The sequence below is a fragment of the Streptomyces atratus genome, assembly GCF_014648655.1.
Taxonomy (GTDB): domain Bacteria; phylum Actinomycetota; class Actinomycetes; order Streptomycetales; family Streptomycetaceae; genus Streptomyces; species Streptomyces atratus.
This window is the reverse complement of record NZ_BMRN01000012.1, coordinates 27127-40568: the sequence shown is the minus strand read 5'-3', so window position 1 is coordinate 40568 and position 13442 is coordinate 27127. Positions and strand designations below refer to the sequence as shown.

The window sequence follows — 13442 nt, the reverse complement described above, 5'->3', positions numbered from 1 at the left end:
TGACGGCGCACTCGGGGGGCTTAGCCCCCGGTGGGAGCCACTACGGCGCACAACCGACGGGCCGAGAAAACCACCCGAACCGGTGAGGCCGGTCAAGAGAGGTCGAAGCTACTTCTCGACCTCTGTGGCGAGGTTCTGCAGCAGCTCGTCGTAGATCCGCCCAAGCCCCTTGGGCGCAAAGGTCTTCTCGAAGAATCCACCGATGCCGCCCGCGCCGTTCCAGACGGTCGACACGACCGCCTTCGACCTGCCCTCACCGGCCGGAGTGACGGTCCAGGTGGTGACCATCGAGGAGTTGCGGTCCTTCTCCACGAGTCGGCCGTCGCTGGGCTCGGTGACCTCGAGCAGACAGTCGCGCACCCGCTTGCTGGTGGCCTGGAGCTTCCAGTGGACGAGGGTGCCCTCGCCGTCACCGCCCTCACGCACCTCGTACTCGCTGAACTGTCCGGGCAGCACCTTGCCCCGGACCTCCTTGTAGTCGGCCAGCGCGTCGAACACCGTCTCCGCGTCCGCCGCGATGACTCGCTCCGTCGTTGCCTCGACCTGCGCCATGGCTGTTCCTCCAGCACTCGGTTGTTCGGGGGTGTGCTGAGCCAACCACCTCCGGGACGCCGCTCAAAATCCGGGCCGGACGAAGGGGAAAAAACGATCAAGGGAACAAGTGTTCTATTCTCTGTCCAGTGCTACCGAGGAGGCGTCCATGCGCTGGGACAATCTGGCCGACAACCCCACCAGTCCCACCAACACCGGAGCCGGCGCGCTCTTCACCGCAGACGCGGTGACCACACGCACCTTTGACACCCCCGAATTCCGGGGGATCACCTTCCACGAGATCCGGGCCCGCTCGATCGTGAACCGGGTGCCGGGCGCGTCGCGGATGCCGTTCGAGTGGACCGTCAATCCGTACCGGGGCTGTACGCACGCCTGCGTGTACTGCTTCGCCCGCAAGACCCACAGCTATCTGGACCTCGACACCGGAGTCGGCTTCGACTCCCAGATCGTCGTCAAGATCAACGCCCCGGAGCTGCTGCGCAGCCAGTTGGCGTCCAGCCGCTGGCACGGCGCGCACATCGCGATGGGGACCAACGTCGACTGTTATCAGCGCGCCGAGGGCCGCTACCGGTTGATGCCCGGCATCATCTCGGCTCTGCGCGATCACGCGAACCCGTTCTCGATCCTGACCAAGGGGACTCTGATCCTGCGCGATCTGGAGCTCCTGCGGCAGGCGGCCGAGGTCACCGATGTCGGCGTCTGCGTCTCGGTGGGCTTCGTCGACGACGGGCTGTGGCGCACCGTGGAGCCCGGCACGCCCTCCCCCGAGCGCCGCCTCGACGCCGTCGGCACGCTGAGCGAGCACGGCATCGACTGCGGCGTGCTGATGGCGCCCGTCATTCCGTTCCTCGGCGATCACCCGGACCAGTTGCGCGCCACGGTCCGGGCGATCGCCGCCGCCGGGGCGACCTCGGTGACCCCGCTCGCCCTCCATCTGCGGCCCGGCGCCCGGGAGTGGTACATGCGGTGGCTCGGTCAGCACCACCCCCATCTGGTACGGCGCTACGAGCGGCTGTACGCCGAGGGGGCCTATGCGCCCAAGTGGTACCAGCGGCGCATCACGCGGTACGTCCACGAACTGGCGGCCGAGTTCGGCATCGGCCCTTCGCACCGCGGCTCGGCCCGCCGGCTCCCCGTGCGTCAGGAGCAGCGGTCACCGCTCGGCGGCCCCGGGCCCACCCAGCTGACGCTGCTCTGACCCGGCGGATACGACACGGGCAGGCCTGGCGCATCCGACGCGGGCAAACGGGTCAACTCTCAACAGAACATGTCCTTCCGGGCGCGAATGTGGGGAACATGCGGCGGGGGCTCCGCCACGCGCAGCCGTCTTTTCCCCACCACGGGAGGCCATATGACGAAACGTCCAGGAATTCTGTTCGCCGTCGGTGCGACGGTCGCCGGTCTGGTGACCGCCGTCCCGTCCCCGGCGACTGCAGACAACGGTGCGCGACACACCGCAGCCGAGCTCAGTTGGACCGACTGCGGCACCAAGTCGTACCCGAGCCTGCAGTGCTCATCGGTCAGTACGCCGCTCGATCATGACGATCCGTCGGGTCGGCAGATCACCCTCGCCCTGTCCCGGATCCCGCACACCGCGAAGACCTTCCAGGGTCCCCTGCTCGTCAACCCGGGCGGCCCCGGGGGCAGCGGCCTCTCGATGGCCGGCTTCGTGGCGTCCTCGTTGCCGAAGTCGGTTGCCGCGCAGTACGACGTGATCGGGTTCGACCCGCGCGGCGTCGGCGAGAGCGCGCCCGCGCTGGACTGCGTACCGAATTACTTCGATCCGCTGCGCCCCGACTCGGTGCCGGACTCGCTCGCGGTCGAGGAGGCCAACCGCGACCGGGCCCGCTCGTTCGCGCAGGCATGCGGCGAGAAGTACCCTGATCTGCTGCCGTACATGGACACGGTCAGCACCGCCAAGGACCTCGATGTGATCCGGCAGGCAACCGGTTCCCAGCAGCTCAACTACTTCGGGTACTCGTACGGGACCTACCTCGGCGCGGTGTACGCCAAGCTGTTCCCGGAGCGGGTGCGGCGTCTGGTCCTCGACTCGAACGTCGACCCGGACGGCGTCTGGTACGACGACAACATCGGTCAGAACTACGCCTTCGACGCCCGCCACAAGGCGTTCGCCGCCTGGGTCGCGAAGCACGACACCACGTACCGGCTCGGCAGCGACCCGGCGAAGGTCGAGGATGCCTGGTACGCGATGCGTGCCGCCGTCAAGGCGCACCCCGCGGGCGGGGAGGTCGGGGCGAGCGAGCTGGAGGACACCTTCCTGCCCGGCGGTTACTACAACGGCTACTGGCCCTATCTGGCCGATGCGTTCGCGGCGTATGTGAACGACCAGGACCAGGACGCGCTCGTGAAGGCGTACAAGAAGTTCGGCGCGGTCGATGCGAAGGCCGACAACGGGTACTCGGTCTACTCGGCCGTGCAGTGCCGCGACACCCAGTGGCCCCGTCTGTGGAACACCTGGCGCAACGACAGCTGGAAGGTGCACGACAAGGCACGCTTCTACGCCTGGAACAACACCTGGTACAACGCTCCGTGCGTCGACTGGCCGGTGGAGCCGCTGGACCCGGTACGCGTCTCCAACGACAGCCTGCCGCCGGCGCTGCTCTTCCAGGCCACCGAGGACGCGGCCACGCCGTACGAGGGCGGAGTCACCCTGCACCGCAAGCTGCGCGACTCCAGCCTGGTGGTCGAGCAGGGCGGCGGCAATCACGGCATCACACTGAGCGGCAACGACTGCCTGGACACCTATCTGGCGGACTATCTCGACAAGGGCACCGTCCCGCGCGACGCAGGCAGCGGAGCCGACGCGGACGCGGTCTGCGCCAAGTCCCCCGACCCGAAGCCGCTGACCGGCAGGGCGGCGGTGGAGTCGGCCCGGGGAACGGGTTCCGGCAGCAGGGGCAGCATCCTGCACGGCCTGCTCGGCTTCCGCGGCTGAGGCCCTGCGAACCCGAGCCGTATTCCCGTACGGGCCATCCTGACGCATGCGTCAGGATGGCCCGTATGACGATGCGGATCACGCCCGGTGTGCTCGTACGGGACATGACTGTCGACGACTGCGAGGCGGTCGCGAGAGTCCGGGTGCGCGGCTGGCAGGCCGCGTACGCCGGACTGATGCCGCAGTCGCATCTGGACGCCATGGACATCGCCGAGGACGCGGAACGGCGCCGTGAATTCTTCGCCGAGGGCAACCCGGTCGTGAATGTGGTGGCCGAACGGGCGGACCTCGGTGTGATCGGCTGGGCCTGCTACGGCCCGTACCGCGAGAACGGCAGACGGCCGGCGCGGGGCGAGCTGTACGCGATCTATGTGCTGCCCGAGCAGATCGGGACCGGGGCCGGCCGCGCTCTGATGGCAAAGATGCTCACCCGCGCCACCGCTGACGGCTTCCCGGACCTGGCGCTCTGGGTGCTGAAGGAGAATGCCCGGGCCCGCCGCTTCTACGAGCGCTCGGGTTTCCTCCCCGACGGCGCCGAGGAGCCCTTCGAGGTGGACGGCGTACTCGTCCCCGAGGTGCGGTACGTGCGCGCCCTCGGCGCCTCTTGAACGCGTCGGCGCCGGACCGGCCCACAGGGGTCCGCGCCCTCAGGCTTCCCGCAGGCGGCTGAGCGCGTCCCGTGCCGCGCCGCCCAGTCTCGGGTGCGGCAGCGCCGCCTCCAGGAGCGGGCGGGCCTGTTCGTCCCCGAGCTGCCCGAGCCCTTCCACACAGGCGAGCGCCACCCGCCAGTGCGGATCGCCCGGGGCCAGGAGCCGCTCCAGGGTGCTCATCAGCGCCGGTACGGATTCCGGAGCCCGAAGCACGGTGAGCAGCCGCACCGGGTGCAGGGCGTACGCGGTGCGCAGGTTGTTCGTTGCCAGGGCGGCGGCGGCCCGGGGCGTGCGGGGGTCGCCGAGGCGCATCAGGGCGTGGGCGGCGGAGACGCAGCGCTCCGGGTCTCGGTGGTTGAGCAGCAGGACCAGCGCCTCGAAGGCCCGCCGGTCGCCGCCGCAGCCGAGCCTGAACGCGGCAATCTCCCGCGCCCAGAGCGGGCGTTCGCGTTCCACGAGGACCCGGGCCAGTTCCTCGTCGTCGTCGGTGGCGAGCAGTCTGCGGTACGCCGCCGACTCCCCCGCCTCGTCCGCCAGCCGGTCCGTCAACGACCGCAACTCCTCGTCCATGACCGTCAGCGTATCGGCGATGACCGTGAGTGTGAGCCGGACCACAGCCACTTGGGGCTGGCGTGCTCGTTACTCGCCGGTTAAGCTCATGTGAGCGGGACACACTCCCCGCCGGCTCCGGTGGCCTGGTGACGCAGCCACCCGGAGTGCTTGTCGGTTCGGCAGCTTTGCGAGACGTGACTCCGGGACAGAGTCCGTCGCCCCTTCCCGGTCCGGGCGCGCCCATCGCGCACAGGCCTTGAGCACCACGACACGCAAATCCCGCACGCTCTGCGCCGGTTCGCCTCTTCAGCGCGCGCCGTGCTCCTCACAGTCGTCACTCATTCTCTGGAGTCCCGTGATGGACATCCCGCTCAGCACCATTGCCGTCGTCGGTCTCGGCACCATGGGCACCGGCATTGCCGAAGTCCTGGCCCGCGCCGGCCACGAGGTCATCGGTATCGACATCAGCGACGCGGCCGCCCGTCAGGCCGTCGCCGCCCTGGAAGCCGCAACCGCCCGCGCCGTGCGGCGCGAGCGGATCACGGAGGAGGAGCGCGGCGATGCCCTCGCCCGGTTCCGTACCTTCGGTGACCTCCAGGCAGCCGCGGAGGCGGAGCTGGTCATCGAGGTCGTGCCCGAGTCGTACGAGATCAAGCAGCAGCTCTTCCGGGAGCTCGACGCGATCGTCTCCCCCACCGCGATCCTGGCGACCGGCACCAATGCCCTGTCGGTCACCCGGCTCGCCGCCGAATCGCTGCATCCCGAGCGCGTGCTCGGTCTGCACTTCTTCAACCCGGCGCCCGCGATGAAGCTGGTCGAGGTGGTCTCCTCGGTGCTGACCGCGCCGCCCGCCGTCGAGGCGGTCACCGCGCTCGCCCGCAGCCTGGGCAAGGAGCCGGTCGCGGTCGGCGACCGGCCGGGCTTCGTCGCCGACGGGCTGCTGTTCGGGTACCTCAACCAGGCCGCCGCGATGTACGAGGCGAACTACGCCTCCCGTGAGGACATCGACGCGGCGATGAAGCTGGGCTGCGGCCTGCCGATGGGCCCGCTCGCCCTCCTCGACCTGATCGGGATCGACACCGCCCGTACCGTCCTGGAGGCGATGTACTCCGCGTCGCACGACCGGCTGCACGCCCCGGCCCCCATCCTCAGGCAGCTCAGCGAGGCGGGACTGACCGGCCGCAAGTCGGGCCGCGGCTTCTACACGTACACGGAATCCGGCAGCCAGACCGTGGTGCCGGACGCGCTGACCCCGCAGGAGAGCGCGTCGGCGGCCGGCGGCCGCACGGTGCGCTCGGTGGGCGTCGCGGGCTCCGGGACGATGGCCTCGGGGATCGCCGAGGTCTTCGCGAAGGCCGGCTACGACGTGGTGCTCGCCGCCCGCAGCCAGGAGAAGGCGGACACGGCGAAGGGCCGGATCGCCAAGTCCTTGGAGCGTTCCGTCACCAAGGGGCGGCTGACCTCCGAGGCGCGGGACGAGACCCTGGCCCGGATCACCGCATCCGGTTCGCTGGACGCCTTCGCCGATGTCGATCTCGCGGTCGAGGCGGTCGCCGAGGACCTGTCGGTCAAGCAGCAGTTGTTCGGGACGATGGACAAGGTCTGCAAGCCGGGTGCGGTGCTCGCCACCACCACCTCGTCGCTGCCGGTCGTGGCGATCGCACGGGCCACCTCGCGCCCGCAGGACGTCATCGGGATGCACTTCTTCAACCCGGCGCCCGCGATGAAGCTGGTCGAGGTCGTCCGTACGGTGCTCACCGCCGACGATGTCCACGCCACCGTCCGCGAGGTGTGCGTCAAGGTCCGCAAGCACCCGGTGGACTGCGGGGACCGGGCCGGCTTCATCGTGAACGCACTGCTGTTCCCGTACCTCAACAACGCGATCAAGATGGTCGAGGAGCACTACGCGAGCCTCGACGACATCGACGCCGCGATGAAGCTGGGCGGCGGCTACCCGATGGGCCCGTTCGAGCTCCTCGACGTCGTCGGACTCGATGTCTCGCTCGCCATCGAGAAGGTGCTGCACAGCGAGTTCCGCGACCCGGGCCTGGCCCCGGCTCCGCTGCTGGAGCATCTGGTGGCCGCCGGCTGCCTCGGTCGCAAGACGGGGCGCGGCTTCCGCGAATATGCCCGGCGCTGAGCCGGGAGCCGGGTGGGGCGGGCTGCTCGATCCCTCGGGCGGCCCGCCCCCACGGGCGCATTCCCCTGCGCCGATGCAGTACGTTCACACCATGTCCCAGCCCGTCAGGTCCCCCCGTGTCTCCGCCGCGCCCGACACCCAGGAGAGTGCCGCAGGTACCCGTGCCGCCGCCCAACGGCTCAAAATGCGCCGCGAACTGGCCGCCGCGGCAATGGAACTCTTCGCCTCGAAGGGGTACGAGGCGACGACGGTCGACGAGATCGCGGGCGCCGCGGGAGTCGCCCGGCGGACCTTCTTCCGGCACTTCCGCTCCAAGGAAGAGGCGATCTTCCCGGACCACGACGACACCCTCGTCAGGGCCGAGGCCGTCCTCAATGCCGCCCCCGCGCACGAGCACCCGCTCGACACCGTCTGCCGCGGCATCAAGGAAGTCATGAAGATGTACGCGGCAAAGCCCGCGGTCTCCGTGGCCCGCTACAAGCTGACCCGTGAGGTCCCCACACTGCGCGAGGCCGAAATCGCCTCGGTGGCCCGCTACGAGCGACTGTTCACGCGCTATCTGCTGGGCCACTTCGACGAGCGCGACCACCATGTCGGCAATGACGACCCGCTGCTCGCGGAGGTCGCGGCATCCGCCGTCGTCACCGCGCACAACCATGTGCTGCGCCGCTGGCTGCGGGCGGGCGGCGAGGGCGATGTGGAGGCCCAGCTCGACCACGCCTTCTCGATCGTCCGCGACACGTTCGGGACCGGTATCGGCGCGGGCCGCATCGCCGGCACCGAACCGGCGAAACAGCCGGCCGCCTCGGTGACGTCCCAGGGCGAGGTACTCGTCACGGTGGCGCGGACCGATGCGCCCCTCGAAGAAGTGATGCGCACGATCCAGCAGGCGCTCAAGAGCCGCTGAACGGGGACGTGCCGGCCGGGCCCGCCCGGCCCCGCGCGACCGGCGGGGCCGGTTCCCGGCCCGTACCCGAAAAACTCCGTTGCCGTGCCCGCACCCCGGTGCTGTGGTGTGCGGATGAATCTTGATCGCGACACACTTCTGACCCTTTTCGACCGCGAGATGCGCGAGCACGCCCGCCCCGACGGCCCCGGCGTCCGGGTCGAGCGCACCGGTGATGTCGTACGGCAGGTCGGCGCGGCCGGCGACTGGAACGGTGTCGTGTGGTCTGCCCCGGACCTGGATGCCGTTCGGGCGGACGCGGCGATCGCGGCGCAGGTGGCGCACTACACGGCGCTGGGGCACGACGAGTTCGAGTGGAAGCTGTACGCGCACGACCGGCCGGCGGATCTGGCGGAGCGGCTGCTGACGGCCGGTTTCGAGGCGGAGGAGCCGGAGACACTGCTGGTCGCCCCGGTGGCGGGCCTGTCGACGGCGGTGGAACTGCCCGAGGGCGTCCGGCTGCGCACCGTGAGTGACGCGGACGATGTGGAGCTGATGGCCCGCGCCCATGAGCGGGCATTCGGCTCGGACTGGTCGCGGCTGCGGCATCAGGTGCTGGCCAGGCTGACCGAGGACCCGGACAGCTTCGTCGGCGTCCTCGCCATGGTGGGCGACGAGCCGGTGAGCTCGGCCAGGATGGAGCTGTACCCGGGCACGGGCTTCGCGGGGCTCTGGGGCGGCGGAACAGTCGAGGCGTGGCGCGGAAGGGGCATCTACCGGTCCCTGGTCGCCTTCCGCGCCCGGATCGCGGCGGAGCGCGGCTACGGCTACCTTCAGGTGGACGCCTCCGATCAGAGCAGCCCGATCCTCCAGCGACTCGGATTCCTGGCCCTGAGCACCACGATTCCTCACGTGTACCGGCCCTCGCACTGACCGCATCCGGCGGGACAGAACCGCCCGAAACACCTCTTGCGTTGCTCATGCGTGCCCGGCGGGTGACAAGTGAGAGAAATTGTTGGCACCGAGTGCCTTGCCAGGTGTCACGGAGTGCCATACGTTGAAGTTGTCCGGGCGGCCGGCGTGCTGAGACCTCACGTACGCCGGCTGTCCCCGCAAGCAATGTGCCTGCGCGCCCGGACGCCTGCGTCACAGGCAATCCCTTCTGCTCCACAGAGCAAGCCGAAGCCTCACCAGCCGAACCGACGGCAGCACCTCCACACCTCACCGCTCCCCCTCAGCTCGCAGGGACTCTCAAGCGTTCCCTCAGCGCCGCATCCGCCGGAGGCACACCGTGAAGGAAATCCTGGACGCGATCCAATCGCAGGACAGCACCGCCGCAGACTTCGCGGCCCTGTCCATCCCCGAGTCGTACCGCGCGGTGACCGTGCACAAGGACGAGACGGAGATGTTCGCCGGGCTCACCACCCGCGACAAGGACCCCCGCAAGTCACTGCATCTCGACCATGTTCCGGTGCCGGAGCTCGGGCCCGGCGAGGCGCTGGTCGCCGTCATGGCCAGCTCGGTGAACTACAACTCCGTGTGGACCTCGATCTTCGAGCCGCTCTCCACCTTCGGATTCCTGGAGCGTTACGGAAAGCTCAGCGAGCTCACCAAGCGCCACGACCTGCCGTACCACGTCATCGGCTCCGACCTGGCGGGCGTCGTCCTGCGCACCGGCCCCGGCGTAAACGCCTGGAACCCGGGCGACGAAGTCGTCGCGCACTGCCTCTCGGTCGAACTGGAGTCCTCGGACGGCCACAACGACACGATGCTCGACCCCGAGCAGCGCATCTGGGGCTTCGAGACCAACTTCGGCGGCCTCGCCGAGATCGCGCTCGTCAAGTCCAACCAGCTGATGCCGAAGCCGCAGCACCTCAGCTGGGAGGAGGCCGCGGCTCCGGGTCTGGTCAACTCCACCGCGTACCGTCAGCTCGTCTCGCGCAACGGCGCGGGCATGAAGCAGGGCGACAACGTGTTGATCTGGGGCGCCAGCGGCGGACTCGGTTCATACGCCACGCAGTTCGCGCTGGCCGGTGGCGCCAACCCGATCTGTGTCGTCTCCAGCGACCAGAAGGCGGACATCTGCCGGAAGATGGGCGCCGAGGCGATCATCGACCGCAACGCCGAGGGCTACAAGTTCTGGAAGGACGAGCACAACCAGGACCCGCGCGAGTGGAAGCGGTTCGGCAAGCGCATCCGTGAACTCACCGGCGGCGAGGACGTGGACATCGTCTTCGAGCACCCGGGCCGCGAGACGTTCGGTGCCTCGGTGTACGTGACCCGCAAGGGCGGCACGATCGTCACCTGCGCGTCCACGTCGGGCTACAACCACGAGTACGACAACCGCTACCTGTGGATGTCGCTGAAGAAGATCGTGGGCTCGCACTTCGCCAACTACCGCGAGGCGTGGGAGGCCAACCGGCTGGTGGCCAAGGGCAAGATCCACCCGACGCTGTCGAAGGTCTACTCGCTGGAGGAGACCGGTCAGGCCGCGTACGACGTCCACCGCAACCTCCACCAGGGCAAGGTCGGCGTGCTCGCGCTGGCCCCCCGCGAGGGTCTGGGTGTGCGCAACGAGGAGCTGCGCGAGAAGCACATCGACGCCATCAACCTGTTCCGTGACGCGTCAGCGGAGCGGACCGACGAGCACAGCAGGAATGTCTGACATGACGGGCCGCCAGAAGGACCGCCCGTGGCTCATGCGGACGTACGCCGGTCACTCGACCGCCGAGGCGTCCAACGAGCTCTACCGGCGCAACCTCGCCAAGGGCCAGACGGGCCTGTCGGTCGCCTTCGACCTGCCGACGCAGACCGGGTACGACCCCGACCACATCCTCGCCCGCGGCGAGGTCGGCCGGGTCGGCGTGCCCGTGGCGCACCTCGGCGACATGCGCCGGCTGTTCCAGGACATCCCGCTGGAGCAGATGAACACCTCGATGACGATCAACGCCACCGCTATGTGGCTGCTGGCGCTCTATCAGGTGGTAGCAGAGGAGCAAGGACTTGACGCGGAGGCCGTCGCGAAGCTCCAGGGCACGACGCAGAACGACATCGTCAAGGAGTACCTCTCGCGCGGGACGCATGTCTTTCCGCCCGGTCCCTCACTGCGGCTGACCACCGACATGATCACGTACACGGTCAACCACATCCCGAAGTGGAACCCGATCAACATCTGCAGTTACCACCTGCAGGAGGCGGGAGCCACTCCGGTCCAGGAGATCGCGTACGCCATGTCGACGGCCATCGCGGTCCTGGACGCCGTACGCGATTCCGGTCAGGTGCCCGAGGAGAAGTTCGGCGATGTGGTCGCTCGAATCTCCTTCTTCGTGAACGCGGGCGTCCGCTTCATCGAGGAGATGTGCAAGATGCGCGCCTTCGGCCGCATCTGGGACCAGGTCACCCGCGAACGGTACGGCATCACCGACGCCAAGCAGCGGCGCTTCCGCTACGGCGTCCAGGTCAACTCGCTCGGTCTGACCGAGGCACAGCCGGAGAACAACGTCCAGCGCATCGTCCTGGAGATGCTGGCCGTCACCCTCTCCAAGGACGCCCGCGCCCGGGCCGTCCAGTTGCCGGCCTGGAACGAGGCACTGGGGCTTCCCCGGCCCTGGGACCAGCAGTGGTCGCTCCGTATCCAGCAGGTGCTCGCGCACGAGAGCGATCTGCTGGAGTACGAGGACATCTTCGCCGGATCGCATGTCATCGAGGCCAAGGTGGACGAGCTGGTCACCGAGTCGCTCGCCGAGATCGACCGGATCCAGCAGATGGGCGGCGCCATGGCGGCCGTCGAGTCCGGCTATCTGAAGTCCGAGCTGGTCTCCTCGCACGCCGCCCGCCGGGCCCGGATCGAGGGCGGCGAGGAGAAGATCGTCGGCGTCAACATCTACGAGACGACCGAACCGAACCCGCTCACCGCGGACCTCGACGGGGCGATCATGACGGTCGACCCCGCCAACGAGGCCAGGGTCATCGCAGCCCTCCACGAGTGGCGCGACAACCGCGACGAGGCCCGTGCCACCGACGCGCTGGCCGCGCTGAAGAAGGCCGCCGCGGGCACCGAGAACATGATGGAAGCGACCGTGGAGTGCGCCCGCGCGGGTGTCACCACCGGCGAGTGGTCCTGGGCGCTGCGCGATGTCTTCGGCGAGTTCCGGGCTCCGACGGGCGTCTCGTCCGCTCCGGTCGCGGTCACCGCGGAGGCCGGCACACCGCTCGCCCTGGTCCGCGAGAAGGTCGCCCGTACCGCGGCCGACCTGGGCGCCGGGCGGCTGCGGCTGCTGGTCGGCAAGCCGGGCCTGGACGGGCACTCCAACGGCGCCGAGCAGATCGCCGTACGGGCCCGTGACGCCGGTTTCGAGGTCGTCTACCAGGGGATCAGGCTGACCCCCGAACAGATCGTCTCGGCCGCGCTGGCCGAGGACGTGCACTGCGTCGGTCTGTCGATCCTGTCCGGCTCGCACGCCGAGCTGGTGCCGGACGTACTGAACCGGCTGCGTGAGGCCGGCGCCAACGACATACCCGTCATCGCGGGCGGGATCATTCCGCCCGCCGACGCCACCGCGCTGATCGGGGCGGGCGTCGCCGCCGTATTCACCCCGAAGGACTTCGGCATCACGGAGATCATCGGCCGTATCGTCGACGAGATCCGGAAAGCGAACAAGCTCGACCCTCTGGAGGTCCCCGCATGACCCAGCCTGCCCACCCGTCTCCCGCCACCACCCTTCCGGGGAGCGGCTCCGCCGCGCACCTCCCGAACCGTCTGCGTCCGCGTCGCTCCTGCCTGGCAGTGCCCGGCTCGAACCCGCGGTTCCTGGAGAAGGCCCAGGGCCTCCCGGCCGACCAGGTCTTCCTCGACCTGGAGGACGCCTGCGCGCCGCTCGCCAAGGAAGGCGCCCGGCACCACATCGTCGACGCGCTGAACAACGGCGACTGGACGGGCAAGACCCGGGTCGTACGCGTCAACGACTGGACGACGCACTGGACGTACCGCGATGTGATCACGGTGGTCGAGGGCGCCGGCCAGAACCTCGACTGCATCATGCTGCCGAAGGTCCAGGACGCCCAGCAGGTCGTCGCCCTCGATCTGCTGCTGACCCAGATCGAGAAGACGATGGGCTTCGAGGTCGGGAAGATCGGCATCGAGGCACAGATCGAGAACGCCAAGGGCCTGGTGAACATCGACGACATCGCCGCCGCCTCGCCCCGCCTGGAGACGCTGATCTTCGGCCCGGCAGACTTCATGGCGTCGATCAACATGAAGACCCTGGTCGTCGGTCAGCAGCCGCCCGGATACGGCGCGGACGCGTACCACTACATCCTGATGCGCATTCTGATGGCGGCCCGTACGCACGACCTCCAGGCGATCGACGGTCCCTTCCTGCAGATCCGCGACGTGGACGCGTACCGCGAAGTCGCGGGCCGTGCGGCGGCGCTGGGCTTCGACGGCAAGTGGGTGCTGCACCCCGGTCAGGTCGACGCGGCCAACGAGGTGTTCTCGCCGTCGCAGGAGGACTACGACCACGCCGAGCTGATCCTCGACGCGTACGAGTGGTGCACCTCGGAGGAGGGCGGCAAGAAGGGCTCGGCGATGCTCGGCGACGAGATGATCGACGAGGCGAGCCGCAAGATGGCGCTCGTCATCGCGGGCAAGGGCCGCGCGGCCGGTATGCAGCGCACCTCCAAGTTCGAAGCGCCGGAGGCCTGATC

At 69.2% G+C, this 13442-nt stretch carries 11 protein-coding genes; 9 read left to right on the top strand and 2 right to left on the bottom strand.

Going from position 1 to position 13442, the window contains the following annotated elements; genetic code table 11:
• Window positions 1-108: 108 nt before the first annotated feature.
• Window positions 109-552, bottom strand: a complete 444-nt coding sequence (locus tag IEZ15_RS21070) for an SRPBCC family protein (RefSeq protein ID WP_189278892.1) — start codon at window positions 550-552, stop codon at window positions 109-111.
• Between the two features lie 148 nt (window positions 553-700).
• On the opposite strand from IEZ15_RS21070, the gene IEZ15_RS21065 reads away from it, so the two are divergent.
• The 3 genes from IEZ15_RS21065 (at window position 701) to IEZ15_RS21055 (ending at window position 4116) form a co-directional block, all read left to right on the top strand.
• On the top strand, window positions 701-1750 hold the full coding sequence (locus IEZ15_RS21065; RefSeq protein WP_189278890.1) for an Rv2578c family radical SAM protein: 1050 nt from the start codon (window positions 701-703) through the stop codon (window positions 1748-1750).
• Window positions 1751-1903: 153 nt separating this feature from the next.
• On the top strand, window positions 1904-3508 hold the full coding sequence (locus tag IEZ15_RS21060; RefSeq protein ID WP_189278888.1) for an alpha/beta hydrolase: 1605 nt from the start codon (window positions 1904-1906) through the stop codon (window positions 3506-3508).
• A 65-nt stretch (window positions 3509-3573) separates the two neighbouring features.
• Entirely contained in the window at window positions 3574-4116 is a 543-nt protein-coding gene (locus IEZ15_RS21055; protein ID WP_373302597.1) for a GNAT family N-acetyltransferase, read from the top strand.
• A 39-nt stretch (window positions 4117-4155) separates the two neighbouring features.
• Here the strand turns inward: IEZ15_RS21055 and IEZ15_RS21050 are convergent, their stop codons facing one another.
• A complete protein-coding gene (locus IEZ15_RS21050) occupies window positions 4156-4728 on the bottom strand; it encodes an adenylosuccinate lyase (protein ID WP_189279010.1) in 573 nt (190 codons plus the stop codon).
• Window positions 4729-5068: 340 nt separating this feature from the next.
• Here IEZ15_RS21050 and IEZ15_RS21045 point away from each other — a divergent pair, with 340 nt between their 5' ends.
• The 6 genes from IEZ15_RS21045 (at window position 5069) to IEZ15_RS21020 (ending at window position 13440) form a co-directional block, all read left to right on the top strand.
• Entirely contained in the window at window positions 5069-6850 is a 1782-nt protein-coding gene (locus IEZ15_RS21045) for a 3-hydroxyacyl-CoA dehydrogenase family protein (RefSeq protein WP_189278886.1), read from the top strand.
• 91 nt (window positions 6851-6941) lie between these two features.
• The gene (locus IEZ15_RS21040) at window positions 6942-7757 is read left to right on the top strand and encodes a TetR family transcriptional regulator (RefSeq protein ID WP_114249399.1); all 816 of its coding nucleotides are present in this window, start codon (window positions 6942-6944) and stop codon (window positions 7755-7757) included.
• 114 nt (window positions 7758-7871) lie between these two features.
• Window positions 7872-8669, top strand: coding sequence for a GNAT family N-acetyltransferase (locus IEZ15_RS21035; protein ID WP_189278884.1), 798 nt, complete (start codon window positions 7872-7874; stop codon window positions 8667-8669).
• Between the two features lie 358 nt (window positions 8670-9027).
• Window positions 9028-10401 carry a crotonyl-CoA carboxylase/reductase gene (gene ccrA / locus IEZ15_RS21030; RefSeq protein WP_189278882.1) on the top strand — a complete coding sequence of 458 codons (1374 nt, stop codon included), beginning with the start codon at window positions 9028-9030 and terminating at the stop codon, window positions 10399-10401.
• Window position 10402: 1 nt separating this feature from the next.
• Window positions 10403-12424, top strand: a complete 2022-nt coding sequence (locus IEZ15_RS21025) for an ethylmalonyl-CoA mutase (RefSeq protein WP_189278880.1) — start codon at window positions 10403-10405, stop codon at window positions 12422-12424.
• Complete coding sequence (locus IEZ15_RS21020; protein WP_229846017.1) at window positions 12421-13440, top strand: HpcH/HpaI aldolase/citrate lyase family protein; 1020 nt, start codon at window positions 12421-12423, stop codon at window positions 13438-13440. The genes IEZ15_RS21025 and IEZ15_RS21020 overlap by 4 nt, the downstream gene beginning before the upstream one ends.
• Window positions 13441-13442 lie beyond the last annotated feature (2 nt).